The 23,307-nt window shown below is 50.7% G+C and carries 24 protein-coding genes and 1 pseudogene; 8 read left to right on the top strand and 17 right to left on the bottom strand.

Annotated elements, in window-relative coordinates:
- Nucleotides 1–647 precede the first annotated feature (647 nt).
- Complete coding sequence (locus EAW52_RS25420; RefSeq protein ID WP_162997742.1) at nt 648–1,835, top strand: alpha/beta hydrolase; 1,188 nt, start codon at nt 648–650, stop codon at nt 1,833–1,835.
- A 383-nt stretch (nt 1,836–2,218) separates the two neighbouring features.
- Here the strand turns inward: EAW52_RS25420 and EAW52_RS25425 are convergent, their stop codons facing one another.
- The 4 genes from EAW52_RS25425 to EAW52_RS25445 all read right to left on the bottom strand — a co-directional run bounded on the left by EAW52_RS25425 (nt 2,219) and on the right by EAW52_RS25445 (nt 6,393).
- The gene (locus EAW52_RS25425; protein WP_122044611.1) at nt 2,219–3,229 is read right to left on the bottom strand and encodes a DUF481 domain-containing protein; all 1,011 of its coding nucleotides are present in this window, start codon (nt 3,227–3,229) and stop codon (nt 2,219–2,221) included.
- 357 nt (nt 3,230–3,586) lie between these two features.
- Nucleotides 3,587–4,440 (bottom strand): IS5 family transposase gene (locus EAW52_RS25435; protein WP_122044612.1). Its coding sequence is split into 2 segments (ribosomal slippage): nt 3,587–4,092 and nt 4,092–4,440, totalling 855 coding nucleotides; the frame shifts between segments, so codons are not numbered across the junction.
- A gap of 263 nt (nt 4,441–4,703) precedes the next feature.
- Entirely contained in the window at nt 4,704–5,369 is a 666-nt protein-coding gene (locus tag EAW52_RS25440) for an RraA family protein (protein ID WP_122044613.1), read from the bottom strand.
- Between the two features lie 121 nt (nt 5,370–5,490).
- Nucleotides 5,491–6,393, bottom strand: a complete 903-nt coding sequence (locus tag EAW52_RS25445; protein ID WP_122044614.1) for a LysR family transcriptional regulator — start codon at nt 6,391–6,393, stop codon at nt 5,491–5,493.
- Nucleotides 6,394–6,626: 233 nt separating this feature from the next.
- On the opposite strand from EAW52_RS25445, the gene EAW52_RS25450 reads away from it, so the two are divergent.
- Nucleotides 6,627–7,970, top strand: a complete 1,344-nt coding sequence (locus EAW52_RS25450) for an MFS transporter (RefSeq protein WP_256680691.1) — start codon at nt 6,627–6,629, stop codon at nt 7,968–7,970.
- A gap of 83 nt (nt 7,971–8,053) precedes the next feature.
- Entirely contained in the window at nt 8,054–8,716 is a 663-nt protein-coding gene (locus tag EAW52_RS25455) for an RraA family protein (protein ID WP_122044615.1), read from the top strand.
- Between the two features lie 66 nt (nt 8,717–8,782).
- Here the strand turns inward: EAW52_RS25455 and EAW52_RS27055 are convergent, their stop codons facing one another.
- From EAW52_RS27055 to EAW52_RS27070, 8 genes are all read right to left on the bottom strand, one after another.
- Nucleotides 8,783–8,998 (bottom strand): transposase, encoded by a 216-nt coding sequence (locus EAW52_RS27055; RefSeq protein ID WP_372238940.1) that lies wholly within the window; start codon nt 8,996–8,998, stop codon nt 8,783–8,785.
- A gap of 115 nt (nt 8,999–9,113) precedes the next feature.
- Entirely contained in the window at nt 9,114–9,440 is a 327-nt protein-coding gene (locus EAW52_RS27060) for a transposase (protein ID WP_372238873.1), read from the bottom strand.
- Between the two features lie 60 nt (nt 9,441–9,500).
- Complete coding sequence (locus EAW52_RS25465; RefSeq protein ID WP_122044616.1) at nt 9,501–10,511, bottom strand: PstS family phosphate ABC transporter substrate-binding protein; 1,011 nt, start codon at nt 10,509–10,511, stop codon at nt 9,501–9,503.
- Complete coding sequence (locus tag EAW52_RS25470; protein ID WP_256680692.1) at nt 10,508–11,500, bottom strand: PstS family phosphate ABC transporter substrate-binding protein; 993 nt, start codon at nt 11,498–11,500, stop codon at nt 10,508–10,510. Before EAW52_RS25470 ends, EAW52_RS25465 begins: the two co-directional genes overlap by 4 nt.
- A 90-nt stretch (nt 11,501–11,590) precedes the next feature.
- Complete coding sequence (locus EAW52_RS25475; protein WP_122044618.1) at nt 11,591–13,711, bottom strand: TonB-dependent siderophore receptor; 2,121 nt, start codon at nt 13,709–13,711, stop codon at nt 11,591–11,593.
- A gap of 310 nt (nt 13,712–14,021) precedes the next feature.
- A complete protein-coding gene (locus EAW52_RS25480) occupies nt 14,022–14,315 on the bottom strand; it encodes a hypothetical protein (RefSeq protein ID WP_122044619.1) in 294 nt (97 codons plus the stop codon).
- Between the two features lie 606 nt (nt 14,316–14,921).
- Nucleotides 14,922–15,131 carry an arginase family protein gene (locus tag EAW52_RS27065; protein WP_218567957.1) on the bottom strand — a complete coding sequence of 70 codons (210 nt, stop codon included), beginning with the start codon at nt 15,129–15,131 and terminating at the stop codon, nt 14,922–14,924.
- Nucleotides 15,132–15,180: 49 nt separating this feature from the next.
- Nucleotides 15,181–15,342, bottom strand: coding sequence for an arginase family protein (locus tag EAW52_RS27070; protein WP_218567914.1), 162 nt, complete (start codon nt 15,340–15,342; stop codon nt 15,181–15,183).
- Nucleotides 15,343–15,874: 532 nt separating this feature from the next.
- Here EAW52_RS27070 and EAW52_RS26155 point away from each other — a divergent pair.
- Entirely contained in the window at nt 15,875–16,105 is a 231-nt protein-coding gene (locus EAW52_RS26155; RefSeq protein ID WP_162997743.1) for a hypothetical protein, read from the top strand.
- Nucleotides 16,106–16,717: 612 nt separating this feature from the next.
- On the opposite strand, the gene EAW52_RS25495 is transcribed toward EAW52_RS26155, so the two are convergent.
- Nucleotides 16,718–17,737, bottom strand: a complete 1,020-nt coding sequence (locus tag EAW52_RS25495) for an integrase arm-type DNA-binding domain-containing protein (protein WP_256680693.1) — start codon at nt 17,735–17,737, stop codon at nt 16,718–16,720.
- A gap of 551 nt (nt 17,738–18,288) precedes the next feature.
- Between EAW52_RS25495 and EAW52_RS25500 the strand changes: the two genes are divergently transcribed.
- Nucleotides 18,289–18,522: a DUF2845 domain-containing protein gene (locus EAW52_RS25500; RefSeq protein ID WP_256680869.1), complete on the top strand. Its 234-nt coding sequence runs from the start codon at nt 18,289–18,291 to the stop codon at nt 18,520–18,522.
- 841 nt (nt 18,523–19,363) lie between these two features.
- Complete coding sequence (locus EAW52_RS27075; RefSeq protein WP_372238874.1) at nt 19,364–19,516, top strand: hypothetical protein; 153 nt, start codon at nt 19,364–19,366, stop codon at nt 19,514–19,516.
- A gap of 33 nt (nt 19,517–19,549) precedes the next feature.
- Here the strand turns inward: EAW52_RS27075 and EAW52_RS27080 are convergent, their stop codons facing one another.
- The 4 genes and pseudogenes from EAW52_RS27080 to EAW52_RS27090 all read right to left on the bottom strand — a co-directional run.
- Nucleotides 19,550–19,912, bottom strand: coding sequence for a DDE-type integrase/transposase/recombinase (locus tag EAW52_RS27080; RefSeq protein ID WP_372238875.1), 363 nt, complete (start codon nt 19,910–19,912; stop codon nt 19,550–19,552).
- Nucleotides 19,913–20,135: 223 nt separating this feature from the next.
- Nucleotides 20,136–20,369, bottom strand: a complete 234-nt coding sequence (locus tag EAW52_RS27085) for a transposase (RefSeq protein ID WP_372238876.1) — start codon at nt 20,367–20,369, stop codon at nt 20,136–20,138.
- 112 nt (nt 20,370–20,481) lie between these two features.
- Complete coding sequence (locus tag EAW52_RS25515; RefSeq protein WP_256680694.1) at nt 20,482–21,165, bottom strand: LysR substrate-binding domain-containing protein; 684 nt, start codon at nt 21,163–21,165, stop codon at nt 20,482–20,484.
- 39 nt (nt 21,166–21,204) lie between these two features.
- Nucleotides 21,205–21,393, bottom strand: a pseudogene (locus EAW52_RS27090) (LysR family transcriptional regulator); the annotation flags it as partial.
- A 139-nt stretch (nt 21,394–21,532) separates the two neighbouring features.
- Between EAW52_RS27090 and EAW52_RS25520 the strand changes: the two are divergent.
- Both EAW52_RS25520 and EAW52_RS25525 read left to right on the top strand, forming a co-directional pair.
- On the top strand, nt 21,533–22,660 hold the full coding sequence (locus EAW52_RS25520) for a TauD/TfdA family dioxygenase (protein WP_122044624.1): 1,128 nt from the start codon (nt 21,533–21,535) through the stop codon (nt 22,658–22,660).
- On the top strand, nt 22,660–23,256 hold the full coding sequence (locus EAW52_RS25525) for an HD domain-containing protein (RefSeq protein ID WP_122044625.1): 597 nt from the start codon (nt 22,660–22,662) through the stop codon (nt 23,254–23,256). The genes EAW52_RS25520 and EAW52_RS25525 overlap by 1 nt, the downstream gene beginning before the upstream one ends.
- Nucleotides 23,257–23,307: the final 51 nt, after the last annotated feature.

Raw genomic sequence — 23,307 nt, forward strand, 5'->3', positions numbered from 1 at the left:
TATGTGGTGTCTCGGGATCGCCTATAAATAAGCATTGTCCAAGCCTTTATGACTTTACCAGTGGCGGCTGGCTTGTAAGCGTGTTGAGTCGGCATCAATCCTCATTGTGAGTACCAATGAGCATATTGTGCGAGCTACATAGGTCAATTGTTCCATAAGCTCAGGTATTTCAGACGATACATCAAGGTGTCTTATCGGCTGTGGCTAACACGCTTCTGACTATATGAAAGGAAGCCTGTAACAGAGGTGGTCGTAGCACCTGATAAACCGACAACGGGTGCTGATGGGTCAGTGAAATAAAATCATCCCCAATAGCCACTATCATTTCTGGAGTTGCTAGCGACGACGCTATTGGGAATGAAGACTTGCTCATTGCTAAAAGCAGTACTGGCAAGAGAGGGAGCCTGCCAGCGGCGACCAGTATGCTTGTTTGGAGGTAAAGATGTACCAACGAGACGGTAAAGGTTGGAAAACTATTCCTACATAAAGCTACTTTCAGAGTGTACTAGCGCCCAAGCATCCATTTAGGATGATCTTGCACTAAGGGTTGTAACGCCGTCTTTACTGTAACGTTACGCTTAGCTGACGTCGATGCCGGACGGCGTTTGGCATCATGGTTGCCTAACTGGTATCACCTGAAAGACAACATGATAAAATTACGTGGGCTTACATTATCCTGTATTGGGCTTACGCTCATAACTACCCTATTGACTGCCTGTTCATCAGAGCATGGCCCCAAGGGAAAATCAGACCTGGCTTCGTCTGTACAGCTATTACAGAAAACCGGCTATTCACCGGAAGAATTGAAACCTGTATCAGGTTGGCATGAGCGCTGGATTATCGATCAGCAATCCATAGACGTCTCCTGGCTGTTACCGGCTTCAGCGCAAGGCGCACCCGTTATTATCTATCTGCCTGGTCTGGGCGAAAATAGCGAGTCGGGCCGTTTATGGCGAGAGGCCTGGGCTCAAGCTGGCTACGCAGTTATAAGTCTGCAACCAACCACCTTGGGTCGTGAGATCTATTCCAGTCGTGAAGCCCAGGCCGGTAGCTTCCGCAGCCTTGCCCAACGTTACTATGCCGACAGCGAGTTGGTGACCCGAGTAAGTTTGATCAGTCAGGCTTTTAACGAGGCTCGTCAGAGATTAAAAGCGCAACAGCCAGGCATCAACTGGGAACAGGTTATCGTGGCTGGCTACGATATAGGTGCACAAACCGCAGCAGCGCTAGCGGGTGAACATATCTCAGAGCAACCACTGCCTGTCCTTCAACTCAAGCCTGTGGCTGCAATCCTACTTAGTCCGTATGTAAAGGATGGCACTGATCCGATACGCTTTACCTCTATACGAGTACCCGTACTGACCGCTACTGGGCCATTAGATGAGGATCCCTTTAATTGGGTCCGCACGGCTGGGCAACGTTTAAAACTTTGGCAGAATATCCAGACATCAGGCAGCTACCAGTTGATTCTTAGCACAGCAGAGCATGCGGGATTCAGCGGTTCTGTATTTCCCGTGACAGCCAGTCGAAAAAATAAAGAAAGCTCTCCAGGAGAAAGACGACCAGTTGGTGGCATGGGCGACCCTTCAGGCAGCATGGGTGGGCCAGGAGGTGGCAGAAGGGGCCCCGGTGGCGAGATGGGAGAGCCACCGCGCTTTGGACATGGCCAGAATGATGAGGCGCGTTTTAACCCAAGACAGGTTGCCTTTCTGCGTGCCGTCACGACGGCCTTCCTAGATGCAACTGTTAAGCGCTCCTCTGTTGCTCAAACATGGTTAAACCATAACGCAATTTCTTGGCTTAAGCCTGAGGGTTCGTTAGAGCAGAGACCTTAGTCAACCAAGGACTTTCTTAATTGAGTTACTAATAAGATTCGCCAATAAGACTTCTTGAATAAACCGAGTAGATGCAGTCTTTATTTTGTGAGCTTTCACCCAACCAGGAAGTAGAAGCATGAAACTCGCTGAGTCTAAGGTCGTGGTCGGTGAGTGAAGTGAATGCTCAGCAGCTATGTGGTGGGCATGATCTTGGCTCTGAGCATTTTGCATGGCTAGCTGAAGCTTTCTACGTGAAGTTAGCTCTAGCCGCGCTACCATCTAGCGCGGAAGATTTAAGTTTATGGATAATAACCCGATATTTTAGACTGATTAGGCCGTAATTAGGCTTTACACTTTGAGCTTGGCTGCAGAGTTACCATTGACTTGCGCGACACGCTCCTTTACCAAGTGATACCAAAACCCACAGTATATTCTGTCTGATCAGTGTCACCGGGCGCGCCGCTGATCAGAGATCTAGAAGCCTTTAGGTTCAATGACGCCCAATTAGTAACTTTATAGCGAAGCCCCATTTCTCCGTCGAAAGTAAAATCCGCTATACCATTTAGGGGACGGCCAACCTCCCCTGTCGTGAATACCTGTACTGTTTGCCCATATAGATTTCGAGTGTAGTTCCATTTGAGGTTGGCAGAATAGAACTCTCTAGAACCCCCATCTATGAAGTCGAAGCGGTTCTGGTTGAGCAATCCGATTAGCGAAAATGCACCTAATTCGTTATCCCAGAATTGGTAGCCTGGACCGGTACCAATAACACGCTGCTTTGTTACATCCTCAACCCAATCACGCTTGTACTCTAGGCGGCTTTGCCAGAAGAGCTTCTCGGTAAAGAACCGATCCAGCGCGTATTCGAGTGAGTAGTTGTCGGTTGAGACAGATCCGTTGCTTTCGTAGCGGTCATAACTCCCTGTCGCGTTGTGCCGCCACATTCCATGACGGGCTTGGGTCTTAAAATCGACATCGTAGTCCTCGCTATCCGATGAAGATGAATTGATATAATCCAGCCCGACGTCAATATTACCTTTCCAGCTAAAGTCATGAAGAAAGGGTTTAGGAGGTATGATCTGGGAAATACTCTCTAACGGTATGGTCTGGGTCTCGCTCTCTGTCTGAACGGTAATTTTGGCATCATCAGCTGCCTTAAGCGCCTGAACCATTTGGGTATGGTTATTTTTACTGCGCGTAATCATGACAGGCGTGTCGCGTTGTAACGTCTTGACCTTATCCCAATCGATAGGCACATCGCCGCCATACTCCGTTTGAAGAAGCAATTTTTTACTATCAAGTAGCCTGATAGTACCTGTCATTTTGTCGCCATTCTTGAGCCAGACAGTATCAGCATTTGCAAGCGTGCCCAGCAAAAGTAGAGCAAGAGAAGAAAGCCATCTGAAGTACATAGGAGTTATTTAACAACGTTTTAGCCCGGTTTGGCTTGGCGTTGATTATCCGGGCGTCTCCATGCCACTCAAGACACGTGGAGTAAATATTGCGCAAAGGTTTCGACAAGAAACTCGCCGTGATCATGGGTAACTATACGGTACACAAGACCAAGCAGATAAAGGCTTGGCTATCCCCATATCCACGCTATCAGGCCCACTTCACTCCAACCTCGGCTTCCTGGTTAAGCATGTTCTTGCTTGGTTAGTGTGATCTGTACAGCAGGACGGCCTGTTCTCATCGCATGCCTCCTCGAGTCAGTTTTGAGTACTCATTCTCCAGACGATACTTATGCTTGGTAGTTGTAATTCATCACACTAGGGTTTGTCTGAAAAGTCGGCATGCATGCATCGCTCGATGCAGGCCAGCGTTACCATGGCCTTGAAGCTGTTAGCCAGCTTGTCAAAGCGAGTACAGCGCCGACGCTTCTCCTTTAACCAACCGAATAGCCGTTCGATTACGTTACGCTGTTGATACTTGGGCCTATCAAACAGGCGAGGCAGACCTGGCCGGGGCTTGCGGTGCATCGTGCGCTGGGCAATCACCGGCTGCATACCGAAGCGGTCGAAATAGCGACGCAACCCTTCACTATCGTAGCCCTTGTCTGCGATCACTGTCCGGCAACGCTTGCGTGGTCTGCCCTGAGAGCCAGGAAGACGTACCTGATCCAGTAACGGAATAAAGTTGCGCGAATCGGCCTGCTGACCAGGCGAGAGGGTAAAGCTCAGCGGATAACCATTGGCATCGCAAAGCAGGTGAATCTTGGTACCTAACCCACCCCGGCTGCGTCCCAGGCAATGATCTACAGGTTCGTCCGGGCCCCATTTTTTCCGCCTCCTACCGCGGCACGGGTAGCTCGAATGGTGGTAGAGTCCACCATCCAGGTATCCAGATCGATAAAGCCATCCTGGCGAAGCCGCAGATGCAGAAGAGTCAATACGCGCTCAAACGTGCCGTCGTCCCGCCATTGGCGAAGACGCTGATAGATCGTTTTCCAAGGGCCGTAGCGTTCGGGTAGATCACGCCATTTGGCGCCGGAGCAAAGGATCCAGAAGATACCATTGAGCATCCGTCGATCATCCCGGCGAGGACGGCCCATGGTCTGGGGAGGAGAAACGATGTCTTCAATCAATGCCCAGCGCTGATTCGAAAGCTCGTAACGACCTGTCATGTCTGCCTCCGCTTGCTCCAACGACATCAGGCTAACAAACGCGACTTTTCAGACAAGCCCTAAGCTGTCTTGCTAGGTTTAAAACAGCATCTTTACTGATATCCCAAGGATGATAGCGCCTTGCTGAGCGGCCTTTTGGTGCATCAATTGAAGCCTCGGGATCACCAGGAAATATCAGCCTGATACGGGAAACCATTGTGCCGGCTTTGGAGATTCAATACGCTAACATGCTGGCTACATATCTAATGTTTACTCATTCCTTTCTAGCTCGCCAGACCAGCATTATTGAGTACTGTAGTTAGCCAGGATTGATCAATCGCACCGGTTGCTATTTCGGCCTTTACTTTGAGCTCATGGGCTTCGTGAGCATGTGCCCTTATCAATATCTGTTCAGCATCAGCTTGCGCGAATGAAACCAAACCATCTTCATCACCTACGATGATATCGCCAGGACTTACAATCATTCCACCAATAGACACCGGGACATTGATCTCACCCGGCCCACTTTTGTAAGGACCGCAGTGAACAACGCTACGCGCGTAACAAGGCGTATCTTCGAAACTTGCCACATCGCGAATAGCGCCATCGACAACAAAACCTACACAGCCTCGTTGCTGAGCATACAGCTTAATTAGCTCACCAATCACTGCATTAGTACCATCACCTTGCGCATCAATTACCAATACGTGGCCTGCTTGCAGCAAGGTTAACGCTTTGTAAACCAGTAGGTTGTCACCTGGCCGTGTCTTGACGGTCAAAGCAGTGCCCACAAGCTTACCTGTGCGGTTATAGCGATTTATTCCTCTCGCACCGATATGACGTCCCAAGTTGTCACTGATATGAGGAGTCACGACAGTGCGAAAAGCTTCAACAAGGTCGGCAGGAGCGAGAGATGGGGAGGCAAAGATGCGAGAGCCTAGGAAAGACATAACAACCTCCAAACAGATGAACTCAGTTAGATGAGCTTATATTAGGGAAGCCAGATAAATACGTTTAGCGATATTTATTTATGAAATATCATCACTTTTTGTATTTATTCTAGACTTTTGATTAGGGCTCCAGAATCAATCGACTAAAGTCGCAGCATTGCTCTGCAAGCCTTGAAATAGCAAGGCTCAGCCCTTGGAAACGATCAGCACGATGCACAGCGGTATATTGAATTTCGGGCAACGCAGGTCGAGTTTCTATGACCTTCAAACGGTCTTGGCTAATTAGTGGCTTCAGACATTCGTACGGCAAGTAACTAATACCAACTCCAGAAATGGTCAGTCCCACCTGGGCTATCAGATAGTTACTGGTAAGGGTTCGATTCAATCTAACTTGGTTTTCGGCGAGCCAGCGCTCATATATTAACCCGGTGCCAGAACTTCCCCCCTGAGTCAGCACCGTATAGAAGGCCAAGGATTGCAAACTCATAAACTCTTCGCCCTTGTATAGACCGGGCGCGGTCATCCATACATTTTTCACACTTTTGAGTGGTTTAATTACATAACGAGGGTCGGCAAATATGTCAGGTACAATAATCAGATCTATCTGATTATTTTCCAGCTTTTTGAATAATTCCGAGCTAAGTTCTATGGATGGCTCAAGAGCCACTTTGGGGTATGCCAGGCGAATTTCTTCGACTAATGCAGGCAGCCACGTTAATGCTGTGAGTTCTGTCACGCCCAGGCGGTAACGCTTTACCAAAGCTGCTTTGGAACTGATGCTTTCCAAGAGGCAATCTCGCTGACGCAGCATTTCTACAGCATACTCAAAGAGATCTTCACCTTTTTCAGTCAGCTTAGCAGTGCGTTTAGAGCGATCGAATAAACGAACGTCAAAGGTATCTTCAAGCTCCTGCACGCGTTTGGATACAGCCGACTGTGACATATTCAGCTTCACCGAGGCGGCTTCAAAACTACCCAGTTCAACAATCCAAAAGATGGCTTCAAGCTGTTTTAAGGTAATCATGATAAAACCCAGACTGAAAGAATAGTTATTAAATCATTACGCCAGATCCTATGAATAGCCCAACTGTAATACGTTTAGTGTTGTTTAACGGTTGATAAACTGCATGGCACTGACTCAATATCCTAGCAAAACATTACCAAAAGCGATCGTTAAGCTTGAGTATTTGTCGCTTTTTCTAGAGTTTCAACCACACTAGATTATGCCCTTATACCAACAACAATAAGGGTTGCACGATGGCTTATTCAAAGATTGCCAAGACGATGACTCCTAGTAGCTATCGCTGGGCAGTAGCAGGACTGATATTTGTTATTTACACCGTCGCTGCCGCAGACAGGGCTAACCTCGGTGTAGCCATGCCATTCATTCGCAAAGAATTTGAAATGACAAATGCGGAGGCTGGTGGTCTTATGAGCCTCTTTCTACTGGCCTACGCCCTTGCTCAGATCCCGGCTGGCTTCGCATTTGCTCGCATGAGTGTCAGCAAGATTCTTCCCAGTGCAATGATTTTAACATCTATATTGACCGGTCTTGTCGGCACAGCCGGATCGTTGCTAGCGCTTAAAATATATCGGTTTGGTTTAGGTCTTGCCGAAGGGCCATTACCAATCAGCATGACGTCTACCATCAATAACTGGTTTCCAGCAAAAGAAAAAGGCATTGCGTCTGGCATATTCTTATCTGCCGTGAAATTTGGTCCAGTGATCGTCCCACCTCTCTGCGCTATCATTATCTCAACATGGGGATGGCGAGAAATATTCTTCTTTTTCGCTATACCAGGCATTGTCCTGTCGGCCGTCTGGTATTTTCTAGTCGCAGACCATCCATCGAAAAGTCGGTTCGTCAACCAGGCGGAACTGGATTACATCCTTGATAAGAAGCCGCTCATTCAGCAGGACGATAACTTCAAAAATGCGCCTTCGGTGCGCTGGTTACAGCGTCTTGACGTATTCATCAAAAGGCGTGTTGAAACACCACTTAATTCAACTCATGAGGTATTCAAGTCTTGGAATATCTGGGGTTGCGCATCCAGTTACTGCTTTCAACTTGGCGTTTCCAGTGTACTTCTTACCTGGATTCCTACTTATCTGATGACAGTAAAAGGCTTCTCCATTATCAACATGGGTCTAGTATCTGCCGCTCCATGGGTAGGTGCCGTCATAGGAAATTTGTTAGGAGGATACGTCTCCGACCGACTTCTTGGTGGGCGACGCAAGCCAGGCATGCTTACATCTGCACTCGGTACCTCCTTGATGATGTACCTGCTGATTAACTCCCCGGCAGAGCCGCTACCTTACGGACTATTACTGATGCTTACTGGCATCGTTTTGAGCCTGGGCTTTTCCTCGTATATGTCCTATCCAATGGGATTGGTTTCTAAAATTAGTTTCCCAATAGCAAATGCAATTGTAAATATGGTCGGCCAGCTAGGTGCTGCGGCTAGTCCACTACTAACAGGTATTCTGTTAGATAGTTACGGTTGGAGTTATGTTTTTATATTCCTTGCAATTGGTTCTTTCACAAGTTTTATACTTTTGCTGACTATCGCCGAACCAATCCCTCACGCAAATCATAGTTAATTAAATGAGCAATTACTTTCAAATATACTGTTGCTGAAAAGACCTATTTACGGCATGTATATATAAATACAAGGGGATTATTGATGAGACCAGAAGATAAAGAGCTGGTAGATTTATTTGCAGGACTTGATACTCCCAGCGTTTCGGATGCTCTGGACAAGCTTGGCCTACCAGGTCAATGTTTTGGTGTGGTACCCCTTGATAACTATTCCAAAGTTATCGTAGGTCCAGCATTCACTGTTCGTTACGAAAGTGCCAATGTTCCACCTGGTACTGTAGGTGATTTTATTGAAGATGTTGCGTATGGCGATGTGGTAATGATCGACAATAATGGCCGCACAGATTGTACAGTGTGGGGCGATATTATGACTCAATATGCTGCGTCCAAAAAAATAGCAGCAACGGTAATAGATGGTGTCTGCCGAGACGTCAATAGGGCCTTGAACGATGGATATCCTCTTTTCACTAAGGGCAGATTCATGCGTACAGGCAAGGATCGCGTTCAAGTAGAGGCGGTTAATCAAACAGTTTCGATTGGTCAGGCACGTGTATCAGACCGAGATATAGTGATTGCTGATGCCAACGGCGTGGTTGTCGTAGCAAGAGACAAAGCAAGGGAAGTCGCTAATTGTGCCCATGAAATCGAGCAGGTTGAAGCAAATATACGATCAGTAATCGCAGAGGGAAAAACCCTAAAGGAAGCGAGGCGTTTGCTTGGGTATCATACCCTACAGCGAAAGATTTAATTAACCTAACTACTAGACTCTTTCTAAAAGACTTTCTCAAGCAAATTTACAGGCAAGCCAGAGAAATCATGATTTCAAAGCTGTGGCGAGCTTCTCGAAACGGGTGGCTATCCGGCGATGCTCCTTAAACCAGCTAAAGAGCCGCTCGATAACATTGCGCTTACGATAGGCAGGCCTGCTGGGGCGGCGATGCATCTGACGTAGGAGATGATGGCCAGGCGAACTAGCAAAGCTCAAGGGTACGCCATGGGTTTCGCAGCTAAGATGAAGCTTGCCTGCCAGGCCGCCACAACTGCGTCTCTGCGTTTGGTCTTAGGAGCACCTGAGTGCGGCACGCGTTGCAGGATAGAGGTTGTGTCAAGCATCTAGGTACCCAGATCAATACGAGCGTCCTGCCTCAGATCCAAATAAAGCTGTTTGAGCAGAGCCTTAACAGCAAGCGGTTTCGCCAGATACGAAAACGGTGATAGACCGTTTGCCCGGCGCCAAAGTGGCGTGGTAGATCATGCCACTTCGCCCCTGAAAACAGTACCCAAAAGACGCCGTTAGGCATTAGGCTATCATTCTTGCAGCGTCGTCCCCGCTGCTGCCTGTGAGAAACCAGATCGCTAATCAGCGCCCATGATTGATCACCCAATTCGTAACGGCCTGTTATCCCTGTATCCACACAGAAAAGACAGCCTAGCAAATCAAAACCTAAAGCCCATCTAACAAGGTTGATCACATAACATGCTGGCCATGTTGATCGAAACCAATTTTATATGAAAAGAGATAGTGTATGCCGTCATAGCTCTTCTAATTTATGACGCTCTTGCGCTAGATCCTCTAAGCTCAAGGGAACATAGCCTTCGACTGTAGACGTCTGCAGACGAACCAGTTTCTGACCTTCTTCGGATAGAGCAAGTCGGAGGTATTCCTTGATAAAGGGCTCAAGAGACTGGCCTGGTTCCAACGTTACGAAAAGATGTAGGTATGAAGACAACGGATAAGCGCCCCCAGCAACATCTTCATAGCTGGGCGTACGAGGTTGGGTACCTGGTACGGCACTAATTGGTAGAGTCCTTAATTGCGGCGCTGTGTCGGCAGCTTTTACCCATCCAGTGAGACCGATGCTATAGGGATCATTAGCCACAGCGCGCAAAATTGATTCACGGCTAGGCAACGGTTCGTAGCGTGGGCTGAAAGGCAGTCCGCCGAATTTGTCGAGGCGTTGATTGGTAGCAAAGCCACCATTGTCGCGTAGACCATAAATATGAATGCGCCGGTCCTTCCATTCACCGTCCATGCCCAGTTGTCCCCAGGTATTGATGTCACCGCCGGGTTGGCCTGACGTAACTATTTTGGCTAGCTGCTGTACCGTGAGGGAGGCCAGCGGATTATCGGGATGCAGATATACAGCAGGGGGCGTTTTGCCATTATTGCGTGGTCCATGGCCTGAGTAACCGATGCGGATATCTAAGGGCTCGTGCCCCATGACCTGCTTGTAGCCATTAGCCTCGCCCACCCAAGGCTCCCTCGACATCGGGGCGATAGCCGTGGCACCAGCAGTCAAGGCTGGCATGCCCACCGATGATCCTTTAGCCGTGACGGCGAATTTAAAGCCTGGATGATAGCGAACAAACAAGGCGTTAAGTTCATTGATAAGCTCCTCCATGCCATCATTCCCAATGATGGCGATGGCCCCGTCGGACGTCAGATAACTTGCGTGAGTCGGTGGTTGTAAGTGTGCAGCACAGGCTGTTAATGAGCCAACAAGTAAAAAAGGCACAATAAAAATTGAACGTACACAAATCATGGTGCAGCAACCTCGTCAAGTTTAGCTAATTCAGCCTGGGCATCTTTCGCGGTAAGAGGAAAATAGCCTTTCGGTTGGCTAGCGATAATCTGTTGACCTTGGCGAGATAGGACAAAGCGCATGTACTCCTTGACCAGCGGGTCGATAGTTTGACCCGGCTCACGACGCAGATAGAAGTAAAGGTAACGTCCGTAGGGATAAAGGGCAGCGGTAACTTCGGCAGGGGTGCCTGTGGCCAAGCTGTGATCGTTGGGGTTGAAGATAGCTAATTGTTTGATCTCTTCATTTTCCAGGCCAATAGCCGCTACTCCAAGTCCAGCAGGGTCGTCTGCCAGCCGCTTTAGGATTTCCTCGGTGTTACCGTAGGCTTCGTAGTTTTGCGCAAGTGGCCGGTCGTGCAGGTGGGTTGCCTGCATGTAGGTACCAAAACCGGTGAATTCAGGTGTGCCGTAAGGATGAATAGCCCGCTCTTGCCAGACGCCGGTCAGGCCAAGTTGACCCCAGCGTGAAAAATCGCCTTCTGGATTACCAACGCTAAGGATCTGTGCTACTTGTTCGGCCGACAGGCTAGCCAAGGGGTTGGCGCGGTTGACATACACTGCCAATGACGTCGCTAAATGCTGAGAGGTGTCGTCACTCGTGTAGGCTATCCGTATTTCCAATGGGGCAACGCCGACGATCTTACGGTAGGCAGACGTTTCGAGAGGATTGATAGCGCGTCCCATGGCACCAAACAACGTAACGCCGTGGGTTAGTAGTGGTACCGCACTGGTGGTGCCTTTGGATTCGACCTGAAAACGCCAGTGAGGGTGACTTTTCTGCAGCTCACTATTGAAGCGCTCAACGATGTAATTTACATGTTCGGCACCTCCAATGCGGATTGTTCCATCGGGGGTTAGGTAGCGTGCAGTGCTAGAAATAGCCACGTCATGTGGCTCATATACTGATAGGGTCGGCTCGGTCAGCGGAGCGGCCTGTGCTGTAGCCATGAACGATAGAGCACATACTAGGCCGAGGCCTCGTAGAATTGAATGGTGCATACAGATCCTTGATAAAGTGGTATGCAAAGGCTAAGTCGATTAGAAAGCCAGCGTAGCCTTGCCCACTAACTGGCGTGGCTCACCTATAACGATGGATGGCGAACCTAGCCCGCTACTGGAGACGTAGTAGTGCTCGTCAAAAATATTTTTCAGATTGAACTGCAGTGTCAGATCTGCCTTATCGAAGGCCATCTTGTAAGACACGAAGGCATCGGTCACCTTGGCGGACGGCAGGTAATATTCAACATTGCCTGCTCCCTCGGCACCATTGTTAACGCCCCAACGGCTCATGTAGCGAGCACCGGCGCCTGCGCGCAATTCACCGATACCAACACGACCAAAGTCGCGGGTCAGATAAAGCGAAGCGGTATGCTTGGAAACCCCATCAATAGGTTGGCCTTCGAGGATCGGGTCTTCCAAAACTTCAGTATCAGTGAAGGCGTAGCTGCCTATCAGGCTCCAGTATTCATTGATCTCGCCAGTGATATCCACCTCAATCCCACGTGAGCGCACCTTGCCAGACACACGTGTGCAGGTCTCATCACCACAGGCTTCGCTGGTTTGAACATTTTTCTTAACGATATTGAACGCCGCCAGAGTTGCGGTGATGCGGTCATTTTGAAACTTGGTACCGATTTCGTACGACTTGCCTTCTTCTGGCGGCAAGTCGCCAATAGGAGTGGCGACTGACGTATTAGGGCGGAAGGATTCTGTATAGCTGCCGTAGACTGACCAGTCCGGCTGGATCATGTAGACCAGACCTAGGCGCGGCACTACTTTGCTGTCCTTCACGTCTGCGCCGACCACGAAGGGGCGCCCTTTTCCTGTCAGCTCGTCGAACTGGTCATAGCGCAGACCACCTTGGAGAATCCAGTGGTCGTTCAGGTGCATGGAGTCCTGTACAAAGAGAGCATAGGTATTCAGTTTGTCGGTCTGATCACTGTTCGCTGCGCTTACACGGCTTGGAATCGGTACCTGTCCATAAACCGGATTGTTGTAATTGAAGCTGGTATCGTTAGCGTTTCGAATCAGGTCACCGAGTGTACGTTCGTTTTTCATGTAGTCTGCGCCGACCAGGATTTCATGCTTGAAACCGCCCCACTCCACATTACCCAACGCATTGATGGTCGCCGTATGAGCGAATTGTTTGGCATCACGGGTTGCGTCGCCGCGCCGGGTAACCACTCCAGTGGTGTAATCAGCTGACACGAAGCGCGATTGGTAGTCGTTATAGTAATTACGGCTATAACCATAACCGACATTGAGTTTCCAATATTCATCCAGCTGTCGTTCGAGGCGTACAGTCAAGGCGTCGGAGCGTCCAGTGGTGACATTGAATGCCTCGTCCAGACGACGAGTACGTGGGATGTCCAGTACTTTCCCTGTGAGCGGATTGATCTGTGTACCGCGGTCGAAGGGCACCGAATATTCCATATGCTCATAGGCCACCAGTACATTGGTGTCTTCACCGTACCAGGCGATGGATGGAGCAATTACCGTTTGATCGATGTCGCCAAAATTTCGCCAGTAGTCATAATGCTGATCATCAAGAATCACGCGATAGGCCAACCCGGAATCACCTAGTGGACCGGTACTGTCGACTTGAGTGCCTCCACCGCCAAAGCTTGTGCCCCATGCAGAGATTGAGTGACCCGAGTACAGTTGCGGTTTCTTGGTTACCACATTGATTACGCCACCAGGGTCTTGCACTCCATAAAGCATGGACGCAGGTCCTTTAAGGACTTCAATGCGCTCAGTTGTAGGTGTGAAATTGCGTGCCTGTACAGATTGCATGCCGTCACGCATGATTGAGTTGTCGCGATTGGTGCCGAAGCCACGCTTTTGAATCGCGTCCTGGGTACCCCCCAAGGTATTACCCTGCTTGACACCACTGACCGGGTTGATGGCCTCATCCAGACTCTGCGGCGCGCGGTCTTCGATGACACGGTTGGTAACCACATTGACTGATTGAGCTACTTCGACCAAGGGAGTCTCGGTACGGGTGGCAACGGACGCGCGCGAGGCCTGATAGCTGACTTGACTTTTTTCAGAAGTAGTAGGGCCGGTGGCGTCAATAGTGCTGTTACCTAGGTCCAGTGCCTCCACCACATTAGGAGCTTCCGCGGCATATAACGGTTGGGCCAATACCATGATAAGCATACCAGAGCTACATAATGGTCGCGGAAGATGTACAGATCCCTGTGCCGCTTTAATGTTTAGATTCATTTTAGGCGTGTCTCTAATCCATATAAATGCAAATGAGAGATGATCTCATTTATTGCTCTGATGTAAAACGTATTTACCTCATTGGAAAGTAAAAATTTTTTGAAGCCCCTTAAGATGCGGTTAGTCGCTAGAATTCAGGGCGGTAGATAGCATTACCTCTCGCGAATCACCTGCCGAAACGAAATAGCGAATGGCACTAGGGTGGTGAATCCCAAGTAATTGTTAGGTCACGGAAAAAAGGGGGTTAGGTCAGTTGAAAAGAGCTACGGCTGTTTGTGCTATTGCTGGAGGATAAAACCAATAGGTGTTTGCCTTTCTCAGGACAAGCACTGTTAAAGGCGCAAATATAATCCTTCGTATGATCCTGCAGCTGTCCAACAATATGGTATTGCAATGCCCTGATGATGCCCTGCTTGATCGTGCGTTTCATACGTGCAAGCTGGCCACTGGTCCAGACATGAAACAGTTTGGCTAGCCGACGCTCGATGCCGTGGCGGTAGCAGACTATATTGAAAAAATGAGCTCTGTAGCTTTCCATACTGCTCTTTTTGGAAAACTTGATGTCATTCTCGGCACAGCACCGCGTGCACCTTAAAAGGTAACGCTTTAAGCGTGGCTTCTAGAAAGCTGACCGCAGTCTTGCGCATCATCTACTCGTACAACTTGGCATAGACAAACTTCGAGGTGCGATTGATCGCCACGAAGAGACAGACCTAGCCTTCTGCGGTATGTATCTCATTGATCCCTATGTGCGTATACCCCAGCACATAAAATTCAAAGTCCTTTTCTTACATGTCGGCTCAGTATGGCCTGGCAAATTGCTGATACGGTGACGTTTGTAGATTCGATGTAGGCAGGAGCGCTAAAGCCTTAGCATAAAACGCTGCAACGTATGTAGACAGTCATCCAAGCAGGCATTGCACAAACGTCTGTCGGAGGAACACTCTGCCAGCAGGAGGCATGAGCAGAGTGTGTCAGTTAACTACCAGCGCTACCCTGGCTGCCGTATACGGCAAAGGAAACGGCAAGATAAGCCGCCAGCGTTGAGTTCGTGTCGCCTACATCCTTAGTAGGGTTAACCATCGGTAATGGCCATCGCCGCGCAGTGAGGCGCCAGCAATTCGACCATCTGCAGCGCCTCGTCCTAGCTGATACCGCCTGGTTCATGAGCACCCGCTCCCGGTGCATAAGCTGGGTCGATGGCATCGATATCGAATGACAAGAAAAGGTGGTCGGCGCCTTTAACACGTTCTAGGATACGTTCGACCGTAGCCTGCGGACCAAGGCGCAGCACTTCCCGAGCGGAAAGGTGTATTAGATTATGATCGTGCTTGAATTTGCCTGAAGCAGAAATTTGAAGTGCCGCTCACAGACTTGGATGCAGTCCTGCGCAGCGATACGGTCTAGTTCAGGTGAACGACGCATGCCGCTGGACTGGCTGTAGCGGCCCTGTTTTCGCTCTCGTCCATCAGATCAAGATGTGCATCGAAATGTATGATGCCGATGCGGCCCGGCAGTGCATCATGCCCCCCCCTTGGCCACTGGAAACAGCAGACTGTCGTCACCGCCAATCATGATCGGTACGCGGGCGTCCCTGATGGATTGCTGGACAGCGGTGCTGGTAGCGGCAAAAGTCTTCAGAGTCCAGAGCAGACTCGACCCATGCCTGTCCTGCCTGAGTTGCCTAGCCTCGAACACTACGAGCAGTCGTATAGCAAAAGCCTCACAGAGGATTCTTTTTTTTAAATACCATGCCGCAGCAGTAAAGAAGCAGAACCATATTCTTGCTACCCATCAGGAATTTGAAGACAGGTATGGGGACAGGGTCAAATGGCTGCTGCTTGTGGTTTTAGCGCTCTGGATAGGCCCCTGTGCAGCGCTTGGAGTAGCCTTAGCACGCGTGGAAGGCAGACGATAATGTGAATCTTTGGGGTATCAATTTCTTTCCATAGTTTGGCGACATACATAGGGGCAAAAAGTCTGGTCCATTTGCTTCTACGACGCAGCGGTAAAACTAAGAGGCTGGACGGCTCTACTCTAGAAAGACTTGCTCGTCAGTTGGGCGAGCCCTGCTAAACCTAACCAGAGGGCAAACATGTGAAAACTACCAGCCTTTTGCTCAAGCTCCTCGTCGGGTGGTCGGTTATTGTGCTTTGGGTGGTACTGGCTATCTGGGTCGGCATTCGCTACGAGGCTGTTTATTTGAATTGCCTCGGTACAACCGCTGCGGGCGACCCTGACCATATTACGCGTTACTTCGCCATCGGAGTCCTGTGTTGTCCAGCCATTGTCATGTCCTGGCATGTTCGGGAGTGGCAAGATAGTTAAGGTGGCGAGGTGTTTTGGCTGTGGTTGCGATGACTAGCTCGTTTGCCGGTACGTTGAGACACTGAAGGACATAGCTTGAACGAAACAACAGTAGTGAACATAGCTAGCGTATGTTTTGTGCTTGCAGTACTGAGCACATACTTTCCTCTGAAAAAGGCCCTGCTTGGTGTCAAAGGGGGACTCGGCATCGGTGATGCTGATCTGTTACGGGAGTTACACCGTCAGTTTTTTGCTTTTCGCATGGAGTGATTACGCCTCGTTCAACATGACGCCAACACCAACGGATGTTGCTGGTATATGTTTGATCCTTGCCCTAGTGAGTTCGTACTTTCCACTCAAGAGAGCCTACCTAGGCATCAAGGGAGGAAGTCGGATCGGTGAAATCGTATGCTATGGATTCTATTTTGTTAGCCTTTCTATCGTGGGATGGTCCCAATTCTACTCGTAGACACGGCTGTGGCGGGTATCAAGAAAACCGCTCCACTCCTGTATCAATCCCCTCCTCTTTTCGAGCAAATCCCCACGGTTATAGGCTGCTTCCACCTTGCTGCTTAGCGTATGCGCCATCGCCATCTCGCAGACCTCGCGAGGATAATTCGTGGTTTCCGCCGCCTAGGTTCTGAATGTTGCGCGAAAGCCATGCGGCACTGCCATGTGAACCTTTAAGGTATCCAATGGGCGGCCAATGGCATTGCCGGGAATGCAGCCCGTGCGGCGGCTGTTGGGAAAAACCCACTCCGGATGCTGGCCCTTCTGCTGGCTGATCACCTCAATCATGGCCTCGGTAAGCGGGATGCGATGTGTCTTGCCCGTCTTCATGCGCTCGCCCGGAATAGTCCAGAGCTTGTGCTCAAGATCCAGCTCGGACCAGCGTGCGCCACAGGTTTCGCTGTTACGGGTTGCGGTCAGGATCATGAGCTCTGTTGCGCGTGCTGCAGCACTCTCAAGACTATCGAGCCGATGCATGAGCTGGGCGGTATCCTCGGCAGACAACGAGCCAAACGGCTTGACCCTGCTGCCCTGTTTGGGCAGGAGCTTGTCCAGGTGCCCGCGCCAGCGCGCCGGGTTCTCCCCTTCCCTTAGCTTTCTGGCCTTGGCCGCATCGAGGACCAGTTCAATACGGTTGCGCAGGCGACTGGCCGTTACCGGGATAACGCTCCAGATAGGTTCCAGCACTTCCAGGACATCATCGGTATCGACTTCGGCAAGAGGCATTGAGCCAATCACGGGCAAGACATGCTTTGCCAGTGAGTTCTGCCACTGCTGCGAGTGCTTGGTGCTCCAGCTGGGCGAGTGTGTACGAATATAGCGGGCAGCCTCAGTCTGAAAGGTCTTGGATTCCAGCTTCTCAGAGGATTTGCCCTCACGCGCTCTCCGGCGCCCAAGGACCGGGTTGATCCCACGAGAGATTTCAAGACGGTACTTGTCTGCCGTCAGGCGCGCCTCACGCAGAGAGACTGCTGGATAGCTGCCCACCGAAAGATCATGCCGCCGGCCATTGATCATGTAGCGAAAGATCCAGCTCTTGCGCAGCTGGGCAGAAATGCGAAGCTGAAGGCCCCGGCCATCCTGATAGCTTCCGGGTTCGGAAAGGGCTTTAACAAGTTTTGGGGTTACAATGATAAAAGCCATTCAAGCAGCTGGCGCAAACACCACTATCAGCGTTTATACAGCGCAGGCATTCGCGCATTGACTACTTGGTCGATGTTCTCAATGTAGTAGGTAATGAGAAGTTCTCCGCTACATTCAACGGAGCGCAGCTCACGGGCAACAACCTGCTAACAGCTGCACAAGCAGCTGGTCCTAATAGCACAATCGGCGTAAACACAGCTCAAGCTACTGATATCAGTCTGTTAGTATCTGCTATTCAAGCGGCAGCGACTAAAAAGTTCTCTGCTGAGCTTAATGGTGCTCCGTTAGGGGCAACGCCAGATTCGAGAAATCATCTGCAACGCGCCGTTGAAGCCGCTGCCCCATTAGTGTGAACTCAGCCGGTGCTTGTGGAATGTCTCTTCTGTTTCAAGCCATGAAGGCCGCTGGTTAATACATTTTAGAGAAACAAACTATGGGCCGTAATATCGGCCCATAGTTGTGACTAAGGAATGCAAATGCTACTGACTAAAAAGCATGTTTGGATGTTAGGAATTGCCCTAGCTTTAAGTAGCACTAGCTCCCTAGCATCAATGAGATGCGGGACATCTCTTGTAGAAGAGGGAGATTCCTCTGCTGAAGTTCTGCGCAAATGCGGCCAACCGTCCAGCAAACAAGTGATTACTCCAGCCACAGGCCAAAACGGTCGGCCATTTAAGAATGCGGTTATGGTTGAAAATTGGAAGTATGGGCCTGACGGGGGTATGTACCGAACATTGCGATTCATTGATGGCAAGCTGGTAGAAATCAGCACCTCACGAAAGTAGCTATTCATTACCTAAACAAATCAGCCGACACCATGTTGGCCGATGGACACAAAGGGGAGCGGACATAGTCCCGCTCTTTTTGCCTCTGCAGGAAATGATGATTAGCGCGAATCTGCGGTTCTTGAAGCGACTTGAGGACGGCGCCTACTACATGAAGAATGGCTTTGTGACAGCTGCGGTAAAGGGCCAACATGCTTGATGAGGAATAGCCAAACTCAGCTCTGTGATCCCCTTTAAGTCCCTGGCAGACCCTAGGGGCAGTTCAACACCTTTCGGCTAGTGGGTATGGTTCAACCGTGTAAGGGAGGCGACACCATAGGCTTGTTGAACACCACACGCGAGAAAATGGGTACCACGGCGGTGCGTAGCGTTCACGTCGTATCCAAGGAAGAGATGTTGGCGGAACATGCTCACCTCAATCACTTGATGCTGGCCAAGGGATCTAAGGACCCGGTAGCAGATCTTACCAAAACGGTTAGAAATCTCTATGGCACCAATTCCTTTGCCAAGGTGCCACTGATAACAGTGATCTATTTACGCCGGTTCGAGGGTGAAATATTAACTCCATCACATTTATGGAGAGAATCAAGGCTTGGGGACCGGCTGAATACATAGCAGCAGCTTCTGGAGTAGTGTCGCTCTTCTCGTTCGTATGGACCGTCAAATCTGCAAACGCGGCAAAAGATCGGCTATAGAATCAAACAGGGCAACCCCATTTCTACGGACGGTTTGAAAAGGGCTGAAAACTTCAGATCTTGTCGGGCAACTCTACGACGCATTCGTGGGTTATGAAAGCGTTCGATGTAATCGAAGAGATTTCATCACGAGTTCGATACGACTAATGGACAACGCGCTCCCGTTTGAGCTGACCGAAGAAGCCTTCACAGGCAGCGTTGTCGCTGCAATGCCCGATGGCACTCATGCTGCAGACCAGTGTGTTGCGATTCAGAAAGCGCTGGTAGTCAGCACTAGTGAATTGGCTACCGCGATCTGAATGTAGGATCACCGACATGTCACCCTGGCGCTGTTAGATTGCCATCTCCACCGCGCGGATCACCATCTGCCGATCCTGACGGTAGTGCATCGACCAACCGATCACCAGCTTGCTGTACAGGTCGAGCACCACGCATAGGAAGAGCTTGCCTTCCAGTGTGGCTATTTCCGTGATGTCCGTGACCCACTTGCGCTCCGGTTCCTGCGCGGTGAAATCGCGCTCCAGCAGGTTTTTCACGCCTGCTGGACGGCCGTTGGCGACTCTTCCAAAGCCACGCATCTTCCAGCGTGGCCAGCCTTGAATTCGCTCAGCGGCCATCAGGCGAGCAACGCGGTTCAGGCTGACGGTTTCGCCCTCGTCGAGCAGATCCTCGCGCATCCGTGGCGCTCCGATCACACCATGGCTGTCCTCGTGAATCTTGCGAATACGCCTCGCCAGACGCGCATTCTCTTGAGCACGTGGGCTTGGCTATCGATCCTGCCAAGCGAGCAGAAACCTTCAGGCAACGGCACATCAGCTGTACCGGGTACTCGTTGCGGCAGCGCTGGATCACCGCGTACCGCTCGATGACTCCCTGGCAAAGTACGCTGCCGCATCTCTTAAAAATCACGTTCCTTGGTTACTCGGGCCAGCTTGCGTTTGAGGCGAGTAAGTTCCTCATCTCGCGGGCTTCCCGTCCCAGGAAAGGCTTTTCTGTGCCTGGTTGTGCCTCCCTAACCCAGCGGGTGAGCAGGTTGGGAGCAACACCAATCTCCAGAGCCACCTGACGGCAGCTCGACCGTGAACGACGAACCAGCTCGATAGCTTCCCGCTTGAATTCGGGGCTGTATTTCTTGCGCTTGGACGTGAACACTCCTTCAGCTTGGTGTGAGCTTACGCGAAAGTGTCCATGCTAACGGGGTAGAATCCGACAGCAGCCTTGTCAGTGTGTAACTTCTCGGGACAGCTTCCAGATATTTCTTGGCCTAATGCATTGGCATAAATTGCTTTACTAACCAATCAATAACAGGCTTGACCAAGGTATTCTTGGATTTATGGCTTTTTAACAAATAGCCATATCCTGCCCGGGTCACCTGAGGTTCAAACGCCAGCAAGGCGCCTTGCTCGACTTGGTCTTTGACGAGCGCACTCCAACCAAGCATCAAACCCTGCCCATCCAAGGCTGCATTTAATAGCAGCGGATAGTTATTAAATGCAAAACCGCTGTACCGGTGAACAGCACCATATCCTGCCATGATTCCCCAGCTGGTCCAATCAAGCCATCGGCGGTTTTGCTCATCCATATGAAGTAATGTGCAGCTCTCCAGGTTCTGCTTGGTCAAACGCGCACCGAGCCCCATCGCTTGCGCGAAGGCTGGACTGCAAACAGGGAAGACTACTTCTTCTGCGAGCAGGATTTCATCACGGGCCGACGGAGCTTGCTGATCAAAGGTGATCGCGATATCGGCCTCTCGGCTGAGGGTCGGGGTGCCGCTGTCATCGGGCACCAGCGAGAAACGGATATCTGCGAAGGTTTCTTGAAGCAGGGGTAGCCGCGGGAGCAACCAGAGGTGAGTGAAACCAAAGTTCGCTGCGATCGTGATTTCAGGAACCTGCCGATTGAAGCGACTGCTCGTACGTTGAATGGCGGCAGTGAGCGATGCCAGCAAGGGGCTAACCTCTTGGTGCAAGAGCAATCCCTCGCGCGTTGGGGCCAATGGCCCGGTGTGGCGATTGAACAAGGGACCACCCAACGTCTCCTCCAGCAAGCGAATCTGCTGAGAGATTGCGGGTTGTGTCCGTCCTAGCTCTCGAGCGGCTGCAGTCATGGAGCCAAGTCTTACGGTTGCCTCGAAGGCCTCAAGTGACCGGATGGAGGGTAACGCATCATCGACCATCAGACCTATCTCCCTGCCTTCTTCATGATATTAGAGCCCTATAAGTATTTTGCATGTGGACAATAAGGGAAACGAGTGTTTTCGAGCCAGCGTTTCCCTCAAACAATAGGGGCACCTTTATCACATAGGGCTATCTCTTATGTCGATTTTTCCAGTGACCTTTATTGTCTCACCGCCTTCTGTCCGGGTTAGCCTTAGCGATGGTGACGTCGAGCTCTCTGCACTCTGGCTGCGCGAGCATACTCCTGATCCCAAGGCCACAGACCCGCGCACTCAACAGCGCCTCTTCGACTCCCATCGAATCGATGCGGGTGTGACACTTGCCTGTCTTCAGTACAAGGCAGACGGCCAGGCACTTATTACTTTCAGCGACGGCCACCAAGCGCTCTACAGTAGCCATGAAATCTGGGCGCAAGCCAGCGATGCGAAACCTAACAGGGAGGTGGTGGGCTGGAAAAGCGACCTGCAGATGGCGGAGGTACGGCATGATTGGGAGAAAATGGACCAGGACAAGCATTTTGGTGCTGCGCTGGCCAGTTACCTTCGGTATAGATTCATCATCCTGAATAATGTGCCTAATAGCCGCGAGCAAGTGCTGACCGTTGGCAGCAAATTTGGCTACATCAAAGAAACCAACTTTGGCCGATACTTTGAGGTCTACTCCAAGCCAGAGGCCAACGACCTGGCGTATCGCAGCGTTGCGCTTGGCCCTCACACCGATAACCCATATAGAGATCCCGTACCCGGTATCCAATTGCTCCACTGCCTGCTCAACGAGACGTCGGGTGGTTTGTCGACGTTGGTAGACAGCGTGAGCGTGGTCCAGACGCTAAAGGCCGAAGACCCTATGGGCTATGAATTGCTGAAGCAAACCCCGGTTCGATTCCGCTTCGTGGACCAGGGCGTGGAGCTGAAGACATGGCGTCCTATGATCAGTACCGATCATGAAGGCAACACTCTGGGCGTTCACTATAGCCCTCGGTTGGATAGCTTACCGTTACTGAGCCATGACGACACCGTGGCGTTCCATCGTGCCCGTCAGCGCCTCGCAGAACTCTTTAACCATCCCGAATACGAGTTGCGCTTTCGCTTGGCAGCAGGCGAGCTAATGCTGTTTGATAACAGCCGGATATTGCACGGGCGCACTGGCTACGACCCGAGCGAAGGCCGCCGTCATCTGCAGGGTTGTTACATCGATCTTGATGGCCCCCAAGAGCGCTACAGTGAGGTACTCAAGCGTTTGAAGATTACGCGAGAGGTGGCGTGATGAAACAGGTTAACTTCGTTAGCATGAAAGAAGGTACCTGTGCTGAGTACCATTTCCTGGAACACCTCGAAAGCGAGTTTAATACAGCCCTACCGGAGCGGATCTTGAGCGCCCTTGCTGGGCTTGAGTCAACACTTAGTGGTTACCGTGTTAACCGCCTGGAGCATTCGCTCCAGGCTGCCACACGCGCTGAGGTTGATGGGGCTGATGAAGAGATGATCGTGGGAGCCCTGATTCACGATTTAGGGGACGAACTTGCCCCTTACAATCACTCCCAATACGCCGCTTCGATTATCCGACCTTACGTTCGAGGGGAGGTCACGTGGGTCATTCACCATCACGGCCTTTTCCAGCGCTTCTATTATGCACATCATTTTGGGGGCGACCCTAATGAACGTGACCGCTATAAGGACCATCCGTGCTACGAGCTGTGTGTCCGGTTTTGTGAACGATGGGACCAAGCGTCGTTTGATCCAAACTATCCAACGTCTGACCTGGCGCATTTCGCGCCGATGGTTCGCCGGATATTTTCGCGCAAACCATTCCAGCCGGAGATCCTAGGCAACGAGTATCGGCTCGATCCTCTGACGGCTTGATTGTGAGCGTCGCTTGTTGAGACGGGAGGCGCCCGAGCGATGGTATGGGCT

This window comes from Pseudomonas sp. LTJR-52, from assembly GCF_003691465.1.
Taxonomy (GTDB): domain Bacteria; phylum Pseudomonadota; class Gammaproteobacteria; order Pseudomonadales; family Pseudomonadaceae; genus Chryseomonas; species Chryseomonas luteola.